Raw genomic sequence first — 19,914 nt, 5'->3', positions numbered from 1 at the left:
CATCCCGTTATGACCCCTGCCGCTTACGGAGAGTCCACCCCACCGATGTCCGACACGCACAGCACCATGACCCGCGGAGTTCGCCTCGCGGTCGACGTCGGGCGCGCCCGCGTCGGACTGGCCGCCAGCGATCCCGACGGGATTATGGCTCACCCGGTGAAGACCCTGCGTCGAGATCTCAACGGTTCCGGGGGTGATCAGCGCTACATATACTCGGTCGCCAGAGACCGGGAAGCGACCGTGGTGTATGTGGGAGACCCGATCAACTTACACGGTCAATCCACTGCCTCCACCGCTGACGCTGAAGACTACGCTCAGGGACTTGCTGATACACTTGCCGCGAGCGCCGAATGTGCCCACGTGCAGGTTTTCCTGGTTGACGAGCGGCTTTCCACGGTCCTTGCCTCCCAATCACTCCATCAGGCGGGACGCTCCGCCCGCTCTCAGCGGTCGGTTATTGACCAGGCCGCAGCTGTGGAAATCCTGGAACACGCCCTGACCGTGGAGAAACGCGATGGACAACGGGCAGGACGTCGCGTGGTTCCGGCACCCGAACAAGCAACGGAAGGACAGTCATGACGGATGAACAATCCGCCGGTACCGGCTCACCTTCCGAACAGCGACCGATGACGCGTCGGGAGCGTCGCGAACGGGAGCAAGCAGCCGAGCTGGCACGACGTGCGCAACAAATACGCGCTGATGCCTCGGAAGACGGTGTCGCCACCACTCCGGAACAGACCACCCAAACCGCCCAGGCTTATAACCAGGCTGAGGGTGGTACACAGACTGACGAGCCAGCGCCAATGACGCGACGGCAACGCTGGGCCGCTCTCAGAGCCGCCTCGGTGGCCGATGAGGACCTCTCCGGGAACGCTCCGGCCCCGGTCCCGGCCACCGAGCACGCCTCCGAGCCTGACCATGACCGAGCAGAGCCCGAGCACAATACCTCCCAACCCACCCACTACGAGGCAGATCAGAACCAAGACCTGGGCGACTTGGACCCGTTGCCACAGGACGGACGGCAATATCCCGGCTTCGACGCTGAGGAATCCGACCATGATCATGCCGATGATGACGAAGACGAGGAACTCGAGGCACTGGGGTATCTCACCGTGGCCGACGGCTCCGGAAAGTACACCGTGGTGAACGAAGAAAAAGCCGCCGAGCGTGCCAAGCGCCGGCGTCGCCGATACCTCGTGCTGGCGGCAAGTTTCGTGGTATTTGTGGGACTGCTGGCCGTGGTCGGTATCGGACTGCGTCAGCTGATCCCTGGCACCAATGCCGACTACGAGGGACCCGGAGGAGAACCGGTGACCTTTACCGTGAACCCCGGTGAGGGTCCCATTGTGATCGGAGACCGACTGGTGGAAGAAGACATCGTCGCCTCCACCGGGGCCTTTACCGACGCGCTCGACGAAGCCCAAAGCGTTCAAGATATTCAGCCTGGCGACTACGAGATGAAACGCCAAATGTCAGCCTCCGAGGCAGCAGACAGGCTGTTAGGCATTGGAGACCCCGGGGTGAACTATGTCGCAGTCAATTCCGGGACCCGCATCGATGCGGTCTATGAATCCATCGCCGATGCCACCCAGTACTCGGTGGAAGAGGTTGAAGAAGCCGCTACTGACCCCACCGCTTACGGGCTACCCGAACAGGCCGAGAGCCTGGAAGGTTATATCGCCACCGGCGAGTACCGTTTTGACGTGGATGCTAGCCCCGAAGAAATCTTGCAGTTGATGATCGAGCCCACCATGGAAGAGTTCGACCGGCTGGGCATCACCGATGAGGACGACCAATTCGACCTGGTCACCATCGCCTCGATCCTGCAGGCAGAAGCTCGCACCGATGACTTCCAGACCGTCTCGGGCATCATCCGTAACCGGCTGGATCCATCCAACCCCGAAACCGCCGGCTACCTGCAGATTGATGCCACGGTGATCTACGGGCTGGGCACCCAGTCTCTGCAGTTTACGGCAGAAGACCGTGAGGATGCGTCCAACGAGTACAACACCTACGCCCACCGCGGGTTGCCACCGGGGCCGATTGGTTCCCCGTCGCTGGAAGCTCTCGATGCGGCGGCAGAGCCAGAGGACAACGACTACTACTACTGGGTGACCGTCAACATTGAGACTGGGGAAACCAAATTCGCCGCCACTCTGGAAGAACACAACGAGAACGTCGACGAATACCGCCAGTACTGTCAGGACAACCCCGAGATGTGTGGTGGCGGATCCAACGACGACCCCAGTGCCCCGAGCACAGACGGCGAATCAGTCGATAACGGTGCGCAGTGACCACTCGTAGCGCACCGAGCCAGGCCGCCGTATTGGGGCACCCGATAGACCATTCGCTCTCCCCGGTCCTGCACCAGGCCGCCTACCGCGCCCTGGGGCTAGCAATTGAGTACACCCGGGCCGATGTCGACCTCGACCAGGTGGAGACCTTCTACCGAGACCGGCGCCACGAATTGACGACCGGCCACACCCGCTGGCTGGGGTTTTCGGTGACGATGCCGCTGAAACCGGCCCTCGTGCCACTGATGGATCAGCTCTCTGATCGGGTGCGGCGCTTGGGCGTGCTGAACACGGTGGTACTCGACGCCAGCGGACAGGCAACCGGATATAACACCGACTGCGACGGCATCGTCCGGGCGCTGATGCGGGCAGAGACGCCGGCCTCGTCGACGCTGGGCATTATTGGTGGCGGAGGCACCGCCGCGGCGGCCATTGAAGCTGCACAGCTCATGGGCGTCACCGGGGTGGAGCTCTTGGTCCGCAACCAGGCCAAAACTGAACCCCAACGCAAGCTCGCTACCGATCTGGGATTGGCCGCTGAGATAGACTCGATCGCCTCCGGGCTGACGAAACTGGACCGCTACCGCTACGTGATCTCCACCCTCCCACCCGGAGCAGCTAGCGAATTTGCTCACAGCCTGTCGGGTTACACCTGGCTACCACCCCTGCTGGATGTAGCTTATGACCCCTGGCCCTCCCAGCTGGCCCTCGTTTGGCATCGCAATGGTGGACAGGTGATCTCCGGTGTGGAGATGTTACTCTACCAAGCCGTCGAACAAGTCAAGCTGTTGACTGCCGAGCTCCGTGCCGAACATGAGGCAAGACAAGCTACCAGCTCCCACCAGGCAGAACCCGACTGGGATGCGGTCACTGTGGCCATGGCCGAAGCGATCGGTTTAACACCACGACCGCCGAAAGACTCGAGGGTGATTTAGGCTGGTAGGTAGTCCGCACCGGCGCGAGGTGACCTGGGGCACCACCAAGGTTCCTCGCGTTGCACCCCCTGAATTTGAAGGACGTTAAAGATATGTTGCGATGGCTCACCGCAGGTGAATCCCATGGCTCGGGACTGGTTGGCATTATCGACGGCCTGCCGGCAGGTATTGAGATCACCACCGCCGATATCCAGGATGCCCTGGCACGGCGTCGACTGGGATACGGCCGTGGCGCCCGCATGAAATTTGAAAAGGACCAGGTCACCCTCATCGGCGGTGTCCGTCACGGCCTCACCCTCGGTTCCCCGGTGGCCATTCACATTGCCAACACCGAATGGCCGAAATGGGAAAAAGTCATGAACCCCGATCCGGTGGACCCTGCCGAGCTCGACGGTCTGGCCCGCAACGCCGCGCTGACCCGGCCGCGTCCGGGACACGCCGATATGGCTGGAATGCAGAAGTACGGTTTTGACGAATCCCGCCCGCTACTGGAACGTGCCTCGGCGCGCGAAACCGCCACCCGGGTCGCCCTGGGGCGCGTTGCCCAACACTTCTTGGCCCAGCTGGGCATTCGCACCGTCTCCCACACCGTCTCGATCTCCACGGTCTTTGTGCCCGAGGACGCCGAACTCCCGACCCCCGACGACGTGCACCGGTTGGACGAGGACCCGTTGCGTTGCACCGACCCGGAGACCTCCCAGCGCATGGTGGAGATCATCGACTCGGCCAAAAAGGACGGTCAAACCCTGGGTGGCACCGTGGAGGTGTTGGTCTACCATGCCCCGGTCGGGCTGGGTAGCCATGTGCACTGGGATCGCCGACTGGATGCCAAACTTTCAGCGGCGCTGATGGGCATTCAGGCCATCAAAGGTGTCGAAGTTGGCGATGGTTTCACCACCGCCACCCGCCTAGGTGGTCAAGCCCACGACGAAATCATCCGCACCGAGGACAACACCGTGGCACGTCGCACCAACCGTGCCGGTGGTATTGAAGCCGGAATGTCCAACGGAGAGATCATTCGCGTCCGGGCCGCGATGAAACCAATCTCCACGGTTCCCCGGGCCCTGGACACCGTGGACGTGGCCACCGGAGAAACCACCAAGGCCCATCACCAGCGCTCCGATGTCGCTGCGGTACCGGCCGCCGGTGTGGTCGCAGAAGCGATGGTGGCCCTGGTCTTGGCCGAAGCGGTGCTGGAGAAATTCGGCGGTGACTCGATCGCTGAAGTCCAGCGGAACCTCAACGCCTATCTGGACTCTCTGGCCCCGCTACCCACCCTGCAGACCAATACCGGCGGGGCTACGTCAGCTGACCACATGGGAGATCCGATCCAGTGAGTTCACACACCCGCGGTCAACCCATTGCCCTGGTGGGTCCGATGGGATCGGGAAAATCCTCCCTTGCCCCAGTATTAGCCGCAGAACTGGGCTATGACCACGTCGATACCGATGAGCTGTTCGCTCACCAGCACGGCCCCATCCCCGAGTTTTTCCGTGTCCACGGTGAACCCGGTTTTCGCGACGCCGAAGCGCAGGTAGTCGCCGAAGCCCTCACCGGAAAACAGCAAACGGTGATCTCTTTGGGTGGGGGAGCGGTGTTGCGAGACACCACCCGCGACTTCCTAGTCGAGCACTGCTACGTGATCTATCTGCAGGTCTCCACCCGGGAGGCCCTGCGTCGGCTCGATGACGGGCAGGGGCGACCGATGCTAGAGAATAACCCGGCCGAGACGTGGGAACAGATCGCCACCGAACGCGACCGGCTCTACCGCAGCGTCGCAGATCAGGTCGTTGATACCACTGCAGATAGTCCTCGTCAACTCGCCGGAAAGATCGCCCGGCGGTATCGTCGAGCAGAAAAAACCCACGACCATTAGACTCGATAAAACAGTACTCAATGGCCCGGACAAGAACCCCGGGCCGCACGTGAGGATGAATATCGATCATGACCGATCAACAACCACAGACTGATCCCACCACCGAGCGAACTCCGCAGACACCACCCGCGTCGGCACCGGCTGGCGCCGACGCGGGTGTGGTGGCCGAGGACGTTCAGGCCCGCGAAGAGCACGACGAACCCAGCGTGATACCGGTCGCCGGGGGCTCGGAATACCTCAGCGAAGGTGGTTATGACGTCGTGGTGGGTCGTGGTTTGCTCTCGCAATTACCCGAGATGTTGGGTACCCAGGTCCGCAAGGTACTAGTGGTCCACCCACGGGCCCTGCGCGCCACCGGAGATGTGGTCAAAGAAGATCTTGATCAGGCCGGGTTTAACGCCATCACCGCCGAAATCCCCGACGCCGAAGAAGGCAAGCACATCCAGGTTGCGGCCTTTTGCTGGCAGGTGCTCGGCCAAAACGAATTTACGCGCTCGGATGCGATCGTCTCCGTCGGCGGGGGAGCGGTCTCCGATGTGGCCGGATTTATCGCCGCCACCTGGTTACGTGGCGTGAACGTGGTGCACATGCCCACCACGCTGTTGGGAATGGTCGATGCCGCCGTGGGCGGTAAGACCGGCATTAACACTGCCGAGGGTAAAAACCTGGTGGGTGCCTTCCACCCCCCGGTGGGCGTTCTGGCCGACCTCGACACGTTGCTCACCCTGCCCAAGAATGAGCTAATCTCTGGTCTGGCTGAAGTGGTCAAATGCGGGTTCATTGCCGATGAACACATTCTGGATCTGATCGAAGCCGAACCTGAACAAGCCACCAATCCGCACTCGGCGGCGCTGCGGGAACTGATTGAACGCGCCATCCGCGTGAAATCCGTGGTGGTTTCCCAGGACTTGAAGGAATCCGGAATCCGCGAGATTCTCAACTACGGCCATACCCTAGGCCACGCCATTGAGCTGGCCGAACGTTACCAGTACCGCCACGGTGCTGCGGTGTCGATCGGGATGGCATTCGCTGCCGAGCTGGCCCGCTCGGTGGGCAAACTCGATGACGCCACCGCCGAACGACACTTCAGCGTTCTTGGTGCTCTGGGGCTGCCGACCTCCTACCGCGGCGACCGCTGGGCGGCCCTGCTGGATGGCATCAAACGCGATAAGAAGAACCGTGGCGATCAGCTACGCTTCGTGCTTCTGGAAGGCCAAGGTCGGCCCATCACCTACGATGTTCCCGATGAGTCACTATTGTTCGCCGCCTATCAGGAAATCGCCGACTAAGGTACCGGAACCGACGAACAGCACGAACAGGCCTGCGCAAAGGCGTTACACTGTTAGAGGTCATCTTTCCCAACGTTCATCAACCGAAGTGAGGTTATAACGGCGCATGGTCATGCTCACCAGTAACGATATTAAAAACGGCTCGGTGATCTCCCTGGACGGACAACTGTGGAACGTCCAGGAGTTCCAGCACGTCAAACCCGGCAAGGGTGGCGCCTTCGTGCGGACCAAGATCAAAAACCTCACCAGCGGTAAGACCATCGATAAGACCTTCAACGCCGGGGCTAAAGTTGAGTTCGCTACCGTGGACCGCTCGGACTACCAGTTTTTGTACCGCGACGGTGACGAGTTTGTCTTCATGGACAACACCACGTTCGACCAGATCATCGTCCCCGAGTCCGTGGTCGGCGATGCAGCCAACTACCTGTTGGAAAATGAGACCGTGACCATCGCGATCTCCGACGGCACCCCGCTGTACCTGGACATGCCGGCCTCGGTGGTCCTGGAAATCACCTACACCGAACCCGGGTTGCAGGGCGACCGCTCCTCGGCCGGTACCAAGCCGGCCACCCTGGAAACCGGTTACGTGGTGCAGGTTCCGCTGTTCGTGGAGCAGGGTACCAAGGTCAAGGTTGACACCCGCAACGGTGAATACCAGGGTCGCGTCACCGACTAAGACTTCTCTTGTCGAGACACCCACCCGGTGCTGAGCGGCCCACCGTCGCACGGCAGGGTGGGTGCAGTCATCTCAGATACTGTGCCGACCGTTAAATCATCAGAAGGACCAGGACAACACGTGAGAACCTCCTCGCGAGGACGGGCCAGACGACGCGCCGTCGAGATCATTTTTGAAGCCGAACAACGCCACTCCACACCCTTGGCCGCGTTGCAGGCGCGCCGGCAATACACCGACCAAATCATCAACCCCTATACCGCCGAAATCGTCGACGGGGTCATTACCGAATACGACCGCATTGATGAGATTTTGGCCACCTACACCCAAGGGTGGAGCATGGACCGGATGCCGGCCTTCGACCGGGCTACCCTGCGCGTGGGGACCTGGGAGCTGCTGTTCAACGACGATGTTCCCGACGCGGTGGCCGTTTCGGAGGCCACCACCATCGCCAAAGAGTACTCCACCGATGAGTCTCCGGATTTCGTCAACGGTCTGCTGGGACGAATTCAGCAGGTCAAACCTACCCTGGTGCTCTAACACGATGCGCTCGGGCCGGTGAACGATCGTGCTAGAGTTGACCAGTGGAAACCGCCCCGAACCAACCGGTTGGGGACATCCTTTAAAGACCGTCCTGTGAGGCGGGAAAGGAGACACGGTGGGAGATTTTGTCGAACCCAAAAACCCCGCCTCCCGGCTCGCCCGGGTGGTAGCCAACGCGGCCGATATTGACCGGGCGTTAACCCGAATGGCCCATGAAATTTTGGAATCGAATCACGGTAGCGATCAGCTCGTGGTGCTCGGTATTCCCCGGCGAGGCGTTCCACTAGCCCACCGAATTTCCGAAAAAATCGCCGGAATCGACCCGGACTTCGATGCCACCGAACGCACCGGAACCCTGGATATCACCCTGTACCGGGACGATCTGCGCACCCAGGCCTCCCGGATCCCAGTCCCGACCTCGCTACCGCGTAACGGCATCGATGATGCGGTCGTGGTCTTGGTCGATGACGTACTATTTTCCGGACGCACCGTACGAGCCGGACTTGATGCCCTATCTGATATTGGTCGCCCGGCCGCTGTGCGCCTGGCCGTACTGGTCGACCGTGGCCACCGGCAACTGCCCATCCGCGCCGACCATGTCGGCAAAAACCTGCCCACCTCCACGGCAGAACGCGTCAGTGTCTGGCTGGAAGACGTCGATGGCACCGAGCACGAAGACTGCGTGATCATCTCCGATACCGTCGTGACCGCAACGGGGGTGCGGTGATCATGCGACACCTTTTGTCCACCCAGGATCTGTGCTTCCAAGACGCCCTGCACATCCTCGATACCGCCGAAGAAATGGCCGGGGTCAAAGACCGTCAGGTGAAAAAGCTTCCCGCTTTGCGCGGACGCACCGTGGTGAACCTCTTCTTTGAAGATTCCACCCGGACAAGGATCTCCTTTGAAGCAGCCGCTAAACGGCTCAGCGCTGATGTGCTGAACTTCTCCGCACGGGGTTCTTCGGTGTCCAAAGGAGAGTCCCTGCGCGATACCGTCCAAACCTTGGAAGCCACCGGCGCTGACGCGATCGTGATGCGCCACTGGGCATCCGGTGCCGCCCACCAACTGGCTGAATCTGGCTGGTGCTCCTCCCCGGTGGTCAATGCCGGCGATGGCACCCACGAGCACCCCACCCAAGCGTTGCTCGATGCCTTTTCGATGCGCCACCGCTTCGCCTTCCGCGACGGGGCCGACCCGGCCACCGCCCCGCCGGTGGGTCAGGATTTGACCGGCCGACACGTGGTGATTGTCGGAGACATTCTGCATTCTCGAGTGGCTCGCTCCAATGTGTGGCTACTCAACACCCTCGGGGCGCGCGTGACCCTGGCTGGACCGGCTACTCTGATGCCTCTGGGGGCCGAGTCCTGGCCGTGCGAGGTCACCTACGACCTCGACGAAGCCCTGGCCACCGAGCCGGATGCGGTGATGATGTTGCGGATTCAGCAGGAACGGATGCACCAGTCGTTTTTCCCCTCCACCGCCGAGTACACCCGCGGGTGGGGGCTGACGTCTGAACGGCTGAGCCGGCTGGAGGACACCGAAGCGATCATCATGCACCCGGGACCGATGAACCGCGGGCTGGAAATCTCCTCCACCGCGGCCGATTCGCCACGGAACACCGTGCTCGAACAGGTCGCCAACGGGGTCTCAATCCGTATGGCCGTGCTGTACCTGATCTTGGCTGCTGAGAACCCCGGAAAGGACGGTTGAGCCAACCATGTCATCGACCACCCTGATTCGCCAGGCCACCATGCCCAACGGGCAGGTCTCCGACCTGCTGATCCGCGACGGCATCCTGGTCGCCACCGGTCAGGACGTGACCTGCGCCCACGATTCTCAGCCCGCCCCGGAGGAAACCACCACCTGTGACGCCACCGGGATGGTCGTGCTCCCGGGGTTGGTGGATCTGCACACCCACTTACGCGAGCCCGGTAAAGAAGATGCTGAAACCGTCGAGACCGGCACCCGGGCGGCCGCCAAGGGTGGGTTTACCGCGGTCCATGCGATGGCTAACTCCACCCCGGTGGCCGATACCGCCGGGGTGGTCGAACAGGTCTGGGCCCTGGGTCGCGCCGCTGGTTGGTGCGATGTACACCCGGTCGGTGCCGTCACCGTGGGGTTGGCTGGCGAACAATTGGCTGAGCTGTCTGCTATGCATGCCTCCCAAGCCCAGGTGAGTATGTTCTCCGATGACGGGCACTGCGTGTGGGATCCGCTGGTGATGCGCCGGGCCTTAGAATACGTGAAATCCTTCAACGGGTTCATCGCCCAGCACGCCCAAGAACCCCGGCTGACCGAGGGTGCGCAGATGAACGAATCGAGCCTGTCCAGCACCCTGGGACTGGCCGGATGGCCGGCTGTGGCGGAAGAATCCATCATCGCCCGCGACGCGTTGTTGGCCCATCACTTGGGCTCCCGGCTACACATCTGCCACGTCTCGACCGCCGGGTCGGTGGAAATCATCCGTTGGGCCAAAGCCCAAGGGATCGACATCACCGCCGAGGTCACCCCGCACCACCTGCTGCTCACCGAAGACTTGGTGGCCACCTATAATCCGGTGTTCAAAGTCAACCCGCCGCTACGCCGGGAGTCCGATGTGCTGGCGCTACGGGCCGGACTCGCCGATGGCACCATCGACACCATTGGCACCGACCACGCCCCGCACACCGCCGAAGCCAAAGAATGCGAATGGCCGGTGGCCGCGATGGGCATGACCGGGCTCGAAACGGCCCTCTCGGTGGTCCAACACGCCATGATTGACACCGGAACCTGTGACTGGAATCGGATCGCCCACGCGTTTTCAGCCGCCCCGGCCCGCATCGCCGGGGACTGCGACCAAGGCCACATCAGCCCCGAGGGCGAGCTACGCACCGGGGTGGTGGCCAACCTGGTCCTCTACGACCCTGACACCACCTTTACCGTGGACCCGACCGAACACGTATCCAAATCCAGCAACACGCCCTACCGCGGCATGGAGCTACCTGGCAGTGTGCGCCACGTGTTTTACCGGGGCCACCAGGTGGTGGCCGAGGGCCAGTTGGCGACCCCGAACCCGCACGTTCAGGCCGGCCGCCGGCAAACCCCGGCGCACCCAGTCGACTAGTGATCTCGCCAAGCCACTGATACTGCCCACCCGCTACGAGGAGAAAGAACCACAGCGTGTCACCTTTTGTCACCGTCATGGCCACCAATGCCGAGGCCGAATCAGATACCGGGGCCTACCTGGTGATCATTCTGTTGACTCTGGGCCTGATCGGACTGGTGGTGCTGGGACTGTGGTTCGGGTGGCGCGCGCGGCGACGCCGGCAAGTCAATATCCCGGCCCCACTACCGGTGCCCGACCGACTGTTAGCCACCGAGCCACTAGCTCAAGCCCAGGGCATATATGTCAGCACCGTGCGTGGTGAAGACTGGCTGGATCGGGTGGCCGTGCATGGTCTGGGGATCCGGACCCGCGCCCAGTGCGAGGTCCACCCTCTGGGCGTGGTGCTGTTGCTGGAAAGCTCCCCAAACTTTGTGATTCCGTTCCGAGATATCACCCAGATCAGTACCAGTTCCGGGATGGTCGGCAAGTTCGTGGAAAAAGACGGACTGATCACCATCGGATGGAATCTGGGTCAGATCCCGGTGACCACCGGGTTCCGAACCCGCAACAGTGCAGACCAACACACGCTCCTGGAGACGATGCACCAGACCAGCCAGCAGCGCCAACCAGAGTAAAGCCCACCACCGTCGCGTCGTTTGTGTCGAGTCGTTCGCGTCGAGAAATGTGTAGCAGGAAGCGAGAAACCCAACCGTGAGCCTTACAGATACCGCACCAGCAGTGCTCGTCTTAGCAGACGGCACCACCTTCACCGGACGGTCCTACGGAGCCGTCGGGACCACCCTGGGAGAAGCCATCTTCACCACCGGCATGACGGGGTACCAAGAGGTGCTCACCGACCCCTCGTGCACCCGCCAGATTGTGGTCCATTCCTCCCCGCACATCGGCAATACCGGGGCCAACGACGAAGACTTCGAATCCGAACGCTACTGGTGCGCCGGCCTGGTGGTTCGTGAGCCCTCCCGCGTGGTATCCTCCTGGCGGGCCACCCGGTCACTGGAAGATGACCTGGTGGCCAACGACATTGTGGGCATCCAAGGCGTCGATACCCGAGCGCTGGTGCGCCGGTTGCGCACTGTCGGAGTGATGAACGCCGGCATCTTCTCCGGCGAGTCCGCCCACGCACCACTGGAACAGCTCATCAGCCAGGTCACAGACCAACCGTCGATGAAAGGCCTGAGCCTGATCGACGGGGTCACCACGGAGAAAGCCTACTCGGTGGGACCGGCCGACTACGGCTACGACAACATCGAGGAAACCTACCGGGTCGCCGTGCTGGATCTGGGCGTCAAAGCCGCCACACTGCGCCAGCTGGCCATGCGCGGGATCCGCCTCGAGGTGCTACCGGCCAACACGAGCCTGCAGACCATTGTCGAGCTGGACCCCGACGGCGTGTTCTACTCCAACGGACCTGGCGACCCGGCCACCGCTGACGAGCAGGTCGCCACCCTGCGTAAGCTACTCACGAAGCGGATTCCGTTCTTCGGTATCTGCTTCGGCCACCAGCTTTTCGGTCGCGCGCTGGGCTTTGACACCTACAAGTTGCCGTTCGGTCACCGTGGGCCCAACCAGCCGGTGATGGAAGAAGCCACCGGCAAAACCCTGATCACCACCCAAAACCACGGGTTCGCCGTTGACGCACCCCGCGGTCAGGCTCAGCCCGCACCAGAAGCCGCCTACGGGGCGGTCAAAGTCTCCTACTACTCCCTGAACGACCAGATCGTGGAAGGACTCACTGCCTCTGATCTGCCGGCCTTCTCGGTCCAATTCCACCCCGAAGCCGCCGCCGGACCCCACGACTCGCACCCGCTGTTCGACCACTTCACCGAACTGATGGATGCCTACCGCGCCACCCGCTAAGCGCCAAGGAGAAAGAACTCTCATGCCCAAACGCACTGATCTGCACTCAGTTCTCGTCATCGGTTCCGGTCCGATCGTGATCGGCCAGGCCGCAGAATTCGACTACTCCGGAACCCAGGCCATCCGGGTGCTGAAAGACGAAGGAATCCGGGTCATCCTGGTCAACTCCAACCCAGCGACCATCATGACTGACCCGCAATTGGCTGATGCCACCTACGTGGAACCCATCACCCCCGAAGTGGTCGCCAAAATCATCGCCGCCGAACGCCCCGACGCGGTGCTACCCACCCTGGGCGGGCAGACCGCGCTGAACACCGCCATCGCGCTGGATCAAAACGGGGTGCTGGCCGAATATAACGTGGAACTGATCGGGGCCAATATTGACGCCATCGAGCTGGGCGAAAACCGTGAAGAATTCAAAGGCGTGGTGCAACGCTGCGGTGCCGAGTCCGCCCGCTCGCAGATTGTGCACTCCATGGACGAAGCCCTGGCCGCCGCCGATCACCTGGGGTATCCCATGGTGGTGCGCCCCTCATTCACCATGGGCGGACTGGGCTCCGGGCTGGCCTATAACGAAGAAGACCTGCACCGCATTGCCGGCGCCGGCTTGCAGTACTCACCGACCAACGAGGTGCTACTGGAAGAATCCATCCTGGGCTGGAAAGAATTCGAATTCGAGATGATGCGTGACTCGGCCGATAACGTGGTCGCGGTCTGCTCGATTGAGAACTTCGACCCGGTCGGGGTACACACCGGTGACTCCATCACGGTCGCCCCCGCGCTGACCCTCACCGACCGCGAATTCCAAAAGATGCGCGATATCTCGATCGCCATCATCCGCGAGGTCGGAGTCGATACCGGTGGCTGTAACATCCAGTTTGCCGTCAACCCCACCAACGGCCGGATCGTGGTCATCGAGATGAACCCGCGGGTCTCCCGTTCCTCAGCGCTAGCCTCTAAGGCCACCGGGTACCCGATCGCTAAGATCGCCACCAAGCTCTCGCTGGGCTACACCCTGGACGAGATCCCCAACGACATCACCCAGAAGACCCCGGCAGCTTTTGAGCCGATGCTGGACTACGTTGTCGTGAAGGTCCCACGGTTTGCCTTCGAGAAATTCCCGGCCGCCGACCCAACCCTGACCACCACGATGAAGGCCGTCGGCGAGGTGATGTCGCTGGGACGCAACTTCGCCGAAGCCCTGCAGAAGGCCCTGCGGTCTCTGGAACAGTCCGGGGCAGAACTGGACTTCACCGTGCCCGACGCGCACGAAGTTGCGGAGCTGATCGAGGCCGCCAAGACTCCCACCGTTGACCGCCTGGGCCAGGTCCAGCGCGCCCTGCTGGGTGGGGCCACCGTCGAGCAACTATATGAGGCCACCGGGATTGACCCGTGGTTCCTCGACCAGCTGGTGTTGCTCAACGAGGTGGCCGGCGAGGTCCGTCAGGCACCGGAGCTGAACGAGTTCGTGTTGCGCTGGGCAAAACGCCACGGCTTCTCGGATGCCCAGATCGGCCAGCTACGCCACCTGGACCCAGCCGTGGTGCGCGGTGTCCGCCACGCACTGGGTATTCGTCCGGTGTATAAGACCGTCGACACCTGTGCCGGTGAATTCGAGGCCTACACGCCGTATCACTACTCCAGCTATGACGCCGAAACCGAAGTCGCCGACCACGAGCGTGCCTCGGTGATTATTCTGGGGTCAGGCCCGAACCGGATCGGTCAGGGTGTGGAATTCGACTACTCGTGTGTGCACGCCACGATGGCGCTAGAAGCCTCCGGGTACGACACGGTCATGGTCAACTGCAACCCGGAAACCGTCTCGACCGACTACGACATCTCCGACCGGCTCTACTTCGAGCCACTGACCCTGGAGGACGTGTTGGAGATTATCCACGCCGAAGAAGCCTCCGGGGGAGTCGCCGGTGTGTTCGTGCAGCTGGGCGGTCAAACCCCGCTCAAGCTCGCCCAAGAACTCGCCGATGCTGGGGTGACCATTTTGGGCACCAGCCCGTATGCGATCAACCTGGCCGAAGACCGTGGCGCGTTCTCTCAGGTGCTGGATGAGGCCGGACTGATCTCGCCGAAGAACGGCACCGCGGTGAGCTTCACCGACGCCAAGAAGGTCGCCGATGAGATCGGTTACCCCGTGCTGGTCCGGCCCTCCTACGTACTGGGTGGACGCGGGATGGAAATCGTCTACGACGAGGCCTCGCTGTCCAGCTACATCGACAACGCCACCGAGATCACCCCCGAGCACCCGATGTTGGTCGATAAATTCCTTGACGACGCCATCGAAATTGACGTCGACGCGCTCTACGACGGCACCGAGATGTATCTGGGCGGGATCATGGAACACATCGAAGAGGCCGGTATTCACTCCGGTGACTCCGCCTGTGTGCTCCCACCGCGCACCCTGGCCCGTGACGTGCTGGGGCGCGTCAAAGATGCCACCGAAGCCATCGCCGAGGGCGTGGGGGTCCGTGGGCTGATCAATATCCAGTTCGCCCTGGCAGCCGATGTGCTGTATGTGATTGAGGCCAACCCCCGGGCCTCACGGACCGTGCCGTTTGTCTCCAAAGCCACCGGCGTGCAGCTGGCCAAAGCCGCGGCATTGATCGGGGTGGGCAAGACCATCGCCGAGCTGAAAGCTCATGGTGATCTCCCCACCGCCTACGACGGCGCCTCGATGCCGATCAACGCTGCGGTGGCGGTCAAGGAAGCCGTGTTGCCCTTTACCCGGTTCCGTACTCCCGAAGGGCGCGTGGTGGATGCACTGTTGGGCCCGGAAATGCGTTCCACCGGTGAAGTGATGGGGATCGACCGATACTTCGACACCTCCTACGCCAAGGCCCAAACCGCAGCCGGAGGCCCATTGCCCACTCAGGGTCGGGTCTTCATCTCGGTGGCCAACCGCGATAAGCGCGGTGTGGTTCCGTATGCCAAGTCGCTGGTGGATATGGGCTTTACCCTGGTCTCCACCGGAGGCACCGCCGATGTGCTGGCCCGCAACGGCATCACCACCGAGGTGGTCGCCAAGATCACCGATCAGTCTGGTGATACAGATACTGGAGATGCCCGGGCCGAAACCATCTTGGACCAGATCGAAGACGGACGCGTAGATTTGGTGCTCAACACTCCCTCGGGGGGCAATGCTCGCGGTGATGGCTACGAGATCCGTGCGGCTGCCACCAGTCGTGGCATCCCGATCATCACCACCCTGGAATCCTTCGGGGCGGCCCTGCAGGCGATCGATGCCCAGCGCGAATTCGCCTGGGATGTCACCAGCCTGCAGGTCCACGATGAGAACCTGCACCGGGCGATCAACGACAACTGAGCATCACCATGACAGACCCGTCCCAGACTACCCACACCACCCATCCGACAGGTGGCCAGCCGTTCGGACAACGATTGGCCGCCACGATGGCCGAGCGCGGTCAGCTGTGTCTTGGCATCGACCCGCACCCAGAACTGATGCAGGATTGGGGGCTACCGGTCGATGTCAACGGAGTGGAGCATTTCAGTCGCACGGTGATCGAGGTCGCCCACGACTACACCAATGACCCACACCAAGCAGGTGGAGTGGCCGTGCTGAAACCCCAGGTAGCCTTCTACGAACGCTACGGTTCAGCCGGCTTCGCGGTGTTGGAAACGGTGTTGGCCGAAGCCCGCGAAGCGGGGATCTTCACCATCGCTGATGCCAAACGCGGAGATATCGGTTCCACCATGGCCGGTTACGCTACCGGATGGCTCGCCGACGGCTCCGCTTTGGCAGCTGATGCACTCACCCTCAGCCCGTATCTCGGCTACGAGTCACTCCGACCCGCTATTGAACTGGCCCGGCGCCATCACCGTGGCGTGTTCGTGCTGGGGCTGACTTCCAATCCCGAGGGAGCGGAAGTTCAGCACCGGGGAGGGCCCGAAAACTCTGTCGCCCGGGCAATTATTGATAGGGTAAGTCGTGACAACAAAAGTGAGATACGACATACTGGGGCGCCGGTCATGGGATCCGTTGGACTCGTTATTGGCGCCACAGTGGCCTCTCGGACTCGAGAGCTGGGGATTGACTTGTCGGATACCCAGGCACCGTTGCTCGCACCGGGTTTCGGCGCACAGGGAGCCGGGGTGGACGATGTGGTCACGGGTTTCGGTCGAGCCTGGCCCCAGGTGCTCGTGAATTCCTCTCGAGGGATTCTCCGGGCCGGTCCCCAGCGATCGGGCATCCAGGAGGCAATTGAGAACACGCTGTGTTCTTTAGCTAGGGTGCACATCGCCTAGGGTTTCACTCTGCTCTGTGGCGAGTTTCTGGACAGCGGAAACATTTGCCCCCGCCGAAGGATTGCACTGCCGATAAAACCACAGAGACAGTGAGAGAAATGGTCTTGGAACAACTTAGTCCTGCTGAACGACAGGCCGCCCGAGAAAAAGCGCTGGAAGCTCGCACCGCCCGAGCAGAGCTGAAAGCTGCATTCGCCAATGGAGCGATCACATTGGAAGATGTGTTCTCCATCGCCGATCTCGATGACGCCATTGGTCGGATGCGGTGCATCGACCTGCTCACGGCGTTGCGCAGTGTTGGAGAAGTGCGCGCTACCACGGTGATGGAAGCCTGTGTGATTTCACCCAAGCGCCGATTGCGTGGTCTTGGTCGTCGCCAGCGGGAAAAACTGATTGCCTGGCACAACGCGCGTGTTGCCGTAGAGTAAACCTTTCCCCGCGGTGATCGTGGCCACGTGCGGATCGCTAAGCTGGATAAGGTGGGATCAGGCCCCGCGGGACGTGACCAGTCCTGGCCGAGCCCTGAGATGACTGTTGTATCCAGATCCGACGAGGTGACACTGTGGAGTCCGAACGCGCCGATCAGCCCGCTGACGAACAGCCTGTGGCCCCGCCGGTTCCGGGGGCCCGTGCTTTTCAACCGCGTCCAGGCCAACCCAACCACCCGCAGGTCACGGTGCTGGCTGGACCCACAGCGGTTGGTAAAGGCACGGTGTCAACATACATTAGGGACCACTACGCCAACGTGTGGTTGTCGGTATCGGCCACCACCCGGGCACCACGACCCGGGGAAGTGCATGGCAAACACTACTTCTTTGTCACCACCGAAGAGTTCCAGGACCTCATCGAGGCCGGCACGATGCTCGAATGGGCGGTGGTCCACGGCAAGAATATGTACGGAACCCGCAAAGATACCGTGGACGAAGCACTCCGATCCGGTCAGCACGTGCTCCTGGAGATCGATTTGCAAGGTGCCCGACAAATACGACAGACTATGCCTGAAGCACAATTCGTGTTTCTTGCCCCGCCGAGCTGGGATGAGCTGGTTCACCGCCTGACCGGTCGAGGGACCGAGTCACCCGAAGAACAGCAAAGACGGCTCGAAACAGCTAAACTAGAGCTTGCTGCCGAACCAGAATTTGATGCGGTCGTGGTCAATGACACCATCGAACAGGCTGCGGCAGAACTTGTGACCCTGATGGGCCTCGATCCGGGGAAACAAAAGCCCCGAGCATGTGGTGACACGCCCGTGACCAGGGTAGGACAAGACCCAACAAGCTAAACGACACTGAATAGTCTCCGCATGCTGCGGAGAGGTGACTGGAGAATTTGTGACTGAACAGTACGAAGGCATTACTAATCCGGCATTGGATTCCCTGCTGGAGAAAGTGGATTCCAAATACGCGCTGGTACTCTTTGCCGCCCAGCGTGCCCGTCAGATCAACGCGTACTACTCGCAACTCCACGAAGGTCTTTTCGAATACGTCGGACCGCTGGTAGATACCAAACTCAACGAGAAGCCGCTGTCGATTGCACTACGCGAGATCAACGACGACCAGCTGGAATACAAGCACGCCTCCGAGGTACAGCAGCCGGCTGAAGAAGAAGAGCTCGATGACTTCAGCGCCTTCGAGATCTCCGATGACGAAGATCCCTTCGCCCTGCCAGCTGATGAGGACGAGGTCATCCACAGCGAGTCCGAGGACAACGAAGACAACAAGTAGGGAACCTCTCATCGTCGATCCGGTGTGAGCGTGTAAGGGAGACCATTCGGTGCGCATCGTCCTAGGTGTCTGTGGAGGCATCGCCGCCTATAAGGCCGCGTTGTTGTTGCGGTTGATGACCGAATCGGGACATGAGGTCCACGTGGTCCCCACCCGCTCGGCACTGAACTTCGTCGGTGAAGCCACCTGGGAAGCCCTGAGTGGCAACCCGGTGCACGCCGACACCTTTGAAGCCGTCGACGAGGTCAACCACGTACGTCAAGGCCGTCACGCCGACCTGGTCATCATCGCTCCGGCGACCGCAGATTTTCTGGCACGCACCGCCGCTGGTCTGGCACCGGACTTGCTGGGCAACATCATGCTCACCGCAACCTGCCCCGTCCTGGTTGCCCCGGCGATGCACACCGAAATGTGGCTCAATCCCGCCACCCAGGCCAATGTGGCTACCCTGCGCGAGCGCGGAATCGAAGTGCTCAACCCAGACTCCGGACGACTCACCGGAACGGATACCGGTCAAGGCCGCTTTCCCGAACCAACTGCTATTTGGGACCACGCCCACAACCTGATATCCCCCTCAGCCGGGGCGCTGGAAGGCAAACACCTGGTGATCTCGGCCGGCGGCACCCGGGAAGCACTCGACCCGGTCCGCTATTTGGGCAACCGGTCTTCGGGTAAACAAGGCGTGGCCCTGGCCGTGCAAGCCGCCCGCGCCGGCGCCCAGGTCACCCTGATTGCCGCCGCGATGGACATTCCGGCTCCTCAGCACCCGCGCATTGAGGTCGTCGAGATTGAATCCACCCGCCAGTTGCTTGATGCGGTCCTGACCCACAGTCGTGGCGCCGACGTGTTGATCATGGCTGCGGCTGTGGCGGACTTCCGGCCCCGCACGGTAGGGGAGTCCAAGATCAAAAAGACCGCTGAACAGCCCGTGCCGGTCATTGAACTCGAACAAACCGAAGACGTGCTGGCCACCACGGTACAGACCCGCAACGAGGAGAAGAACCTGCCGGGGTTGATTGTCGGTTTCGCGGCCGAAACCGGGGACGAACACGGTGACGTGCTGACCTACGGGCAACAAAAACTCGAGCGTAAAGGCTGTGAGATGCTCGTGGTCAACCAGGTTGGGGTGGGTAGAGTCTTCGGCCAAGATGACACCGAGGTGACCATCCTTTACGCTGACGGTCGTGAAGCGGTGACCGCGACTGGCACGAAAGATCAGGTCGCCGGACAGATCATCTCGGCCGTGGCTGAGCAGTTGTCGGCCCGGCGGTCATGGGGCTGATCCCAACCCTGGTGAAACGCCGGAGTCTTATCATGTCTGTGGTGGCTCTTAGCC

19 protein-coding genes are annotated in these 19,914 nt (G+C 61.7%); all 19 read left to right on the top strand.

All coding sequences use genetic code 11. From position 1 onward, the window contains the following. Positions 1–45: 45 nt before the first annotated feature. The 19 genes from ruvX (at position 46) to coaBC (ending at position 19,860) form a co-directional block, all read left to right on the top strand. Positions 46–579, top strand: coding sequence for a Holliday junction resolvase RuvX (ruvX, locus tag DCC27_RS04160; protein ID WP_110110342.1), 534 nt, complete (start codon positions 46–48; stop codon positions 577–579). Further along, positions 576–2,294 (top strand): endolytic transglycosylase MltG, encoded by a 1,719-nt coding sequence (mltG, locus tag DCC27_RS04155; RefSeq protein ID WP_110110300.1) that lies wholly within the window; start codon positions 576–578, stop codon positions 2,292–2,294. The genes ruvX and mltG overlap by 4 nt, the downstream gene beginning before the upstream one ends. Next, positions 2,291–3,229, top strand: coding sequence for a shikimate dehydrogenase (locus DCC27_RS04150; protein ID WP_110100504.1), 939 nt, complete (start codon positions 2,291–2,293; stop codon positions 3,227–3,229). Before mltG ends, DCC27_RS04150 begins: the two co-directional genes overlap by 4 nt. A gap of 92 nt (positions 3,230–3,321) precedes the next feature. Further along, on the top strand, positions 3,322–4,566 hold the full coding sequence (gene aroC / locus DCC27_RS04145) for a chorismate synthase (protein WP_110100505.1): 1,245 nt from the start codon (positions 3,322–3,324) through the stop codon (positions 4,564–4,566). Beyond that, positions 4,563–5,105 carry a shikimate kinase gene (locus tag DCC27_RS04140; RefSeq protein WP_110100506.1) on the top strand — a complete coding sequence of 181 codons (543 nt, stop codon included), beginning with the start codon at positions 4,563–4,565 and terminating at the stop codon, positions 5,103–5,105. The genes aroC and DCC27_RS04140 overlap by 4 nt, the downstream gene beginning before the upstream one ends. Positions 5,106–5,173: 68 nt before the next feature. Next, positions 5,174–6,394: a 3-dehydroquinate synthase gene (gene aroB, locus DCC27_RS04135; protein ID WP_110100507.1), complete on the top strand. Its 1,221-nt coding sequence runs from the start codon at positions 5,174–5,176 to the stop codon at positions 6,392–6,394. A 112-nt stretch (positions 6,395–6,506) separates the two neighbouring features. Next, on the top strand, positions 6,507–7,070 hold the full coding sequence (efp, locus tag DCC27_RS04130) for an elongation factor P (protein ID WP_110098522.1): 564 nt from the start codon (positions 6,507–6,509) through the stop codon (positions 7,068–7,070). A 120-nt stretch (positions 7,071–7,190) separates the two neighbouring features. Further along, positions 7,191–7,607, top strand: coding sequence for a transcription antitermination factor NusB (gene nusB / locus DCC27_RS04125; RefSeq protein WP_110098422.1), 417 nt, complete (start codon positions 7,191–7,193; stop codon positions 7,605–7,607). A gap of 118 nt (positions 7,608–7,725) precedes the next feature. Further along, positions 7,726–8,337 carry a bifunctional pyr operon transcriptional regulator/uracil phosphoribosyltransferase PyrR gene (gene pyrR, locus DCC27_RS04120; RefSeq protein WP_110100508.1) on the top strand — a complete coding sequence of 204 codons (612 nt, stop codon included), beginning with the start codon at positions 7,726–7,728 and terminating at the stop codon, positions 8,335–8,337. Positions 8,338–8,339: 2 nt separating this feature from the next. Next, positions 8,340–9,323 (top strand): aspartate carbamoyltransferase catalytic subunit, encoded by a 984-nt coding sequence (locus DCC27_RS04115; RefSeq protein WP_110100509.1) that lies wholly within the window; start codon positions 8,340–8,342, stop codon positions 9,321–9,323. A 7-nt stretch (positions 9,324–9,330) separates the two neighbouring features. Next, on the top strand, positions 9,331–10,716 hold the full coding sequence (locus DCC27_RS04110; RefSeq protein WP_110100510.1) for a dihydroorotase: 1,386 nt from the start codon (positions 9,331–9,333) through the stop codon (positions 10,714–10,716). Positions 10,717–10,772: 56 nt separating this feature from the next. Further along, complete coding sequence (locus DCC27_RS04105; RefSeq protein WP_246840138.1) at positions 10,773–11,333, top strand: hypothetical protein; 561 nt, start codon at positions 10,773–10,775, stop codon at positions 11,331–11,333. A 76-nt stretch (positions 11,334–11,409) separates the two neighbouring features. After that, complete coding sequence (carA, locus tag DCC27_RS04100; protein ID WP_110110299.1) at positions 11,410–12,576, top strand: glutamine-hydrolyzing carbamoyl-phosphate synthase small subunit; 1,167 nt, start codon at positions 11,410–11,412, stop codon at positions 12,574–12,576. 22 nt (positions 12,577–12,598) lie between these two features. After that, the gene (gene carB / locus DCC27_RS04095; RefSeq protein WP_110110298.1) at positions 12,599–15,913 is read left to right on the top strand and encodes a carbamoyl-phosphate synthase large subunit; all 3,315 of its coding nucleotides are present in this window, start codon (positions 12,599–12,601) and stop codon (positions 15,911–15,913) included. A gap of 8 nt (positions 15,914–15,921) precedes the next feature. Continuing rightward, positions 15,922–16,854, top strand: coding sequence for an orotidine-5'-phosphate decarboxylase (pyrF, locus tag DCC27_RS04090; RefSeq protein WP_110110297.1), 933 nt, complete (start codon positions 15,922–15,924; stop codon positions 16,852–16,854). Between the two features lie 98 nt (positions 16,855–16,952). Then, positions 16,953–17,282 carry an integration host factor, actinobacterial type gene (mihF, locus tag DCC27_RS04085; protein WP_110110296.1) on the top strand — a complete coding sequence of 110 codons (330 nt, stop codon included), beginning with the start codon at positions 16,953–16,955 and terminating at the stop codon, positions 17,280–17,282. A gap of 176 nt (positions 17,283–17,458) precedes the next feature. Then, positions 17,459–18,136 carry a guanylate kinase gene (gmk, locus tag DCC27_RS04080; RefSeq protein WP_110110340.1) on the top strand — a complete coding sequence of 226 codons (678 nt, stop codon included), beginning with the start codon at positions 17,459–17,461 and terminating at the stop codon, positions 18,134–18,136. 49 nt (positions 18,137–18,185) lie between these two features. After that, on the top strand, positions 18,186–18,578 hold the full coding sequence (gene rpoZ, locus DCC27_RS04075; protein ID WP_110100515.1) for a DNA-directed RNA polymerase subunit omega: 393 nt from the start codon (positions 18,186–18,188) through the stop codon (positions 18,576–18,578). Positions 18,579–18,627: 49 nt separating this feature from the next. Next, entirely contained in the window at positions 18,628–19,860 is a 1,233-nt protein-coding gene (gene coaBC, locus DCC27_RS04070; protein WP_110110295.1) for a bifunctional phosphopantothenoylcysteine decarboxylase/phosphopantothenate--cysteine ligase CoaBC, read from the top strand. The last annotated feature ends 54 nt before the right edge of the window (positions 19,861–19,914 follow it).

The sequence above is a fragment of the Auritidibacter sp. NML130574 genome (assembly GCF_003185725.2).
Taxonomy (GTDB): domain Bacteria; phylum Actinomycetota; class Actinomycetes; order Actinomycetales; family Micrococcaceae; genus Auritidibacter; species Auritidibacter ignavus.
The sequence above is the reverse complement of the archived record's forward strand: the minus strand, read 5'-3'. Positions and strand labels throughout refer to the sequence as shown.

Bases quoted from the DNA above. Each gene is read 5' to 3' on its own strand.
- ruvX (WP_110110342.1), top strand. From the start codon at position 46: ATGTCCGACACGCACAGCACCATGACCCGCGGAGTTCGCCTCGCGGTC.
- mltG (WP_110110300.1), top strand. From the start codon at position 576: ATGACGGATGAACAATCCGCCGGTACCGGCTCACCTTCCGAACAGCGA.
- aroC (WP_110100505.1), top strand. From the start codon at position 3,322: ATGTTGCGATGGCTCACCGCAGGTGAATCCCATGGCTCGGGACTGGTT.
- aroB (WP_110100507.1), top strand. From the start codon at position 5,174: ATGACCGATCAACAACCACAGACTGATCCCACCACCGAGCGAACTCCG.
- efp (WP_110098522.1), top strand. From the start codon at position 6,507: ATGCTCACCAGTAACGATATTAAAAACGGCTCGGTGATCTCCCTGGAC.
- DCC27_RS04115 (WP_110100509.1), top strand. From the start codon at position 8,340: ATGCGACACCTTTTGTCCACCCAGGATCTGTGCTTCCAAGACGCCCTG.
- DCC27_RS04110 (WP_110100510.1), top strand. From the start codon at position 9,331: ATGTCATCGACCACCCTGATTCGCCAGGCCACCATGCCCAACGGGCAG.
- carB (WP_110110298.1), top strand. From the start codon at position 12,599: ATGCCCAAACGCACTGATCTGCACTCAGTTCTCGTCATCGGTTCCGGT.
- pyrF (WP_110110297.1), top strand. From the start codon at position 15,922: ATGACAGACCCGTCCCAGACTACCCACACCACCCATCCGACAGGTGGC.
- mihF (WP_110110296.1), top strand. From the start codon at position 16,953: ATGGTCTTGGAACAACTTAGTCCTGCTGAACGACAGGCCGCCCGAGAA.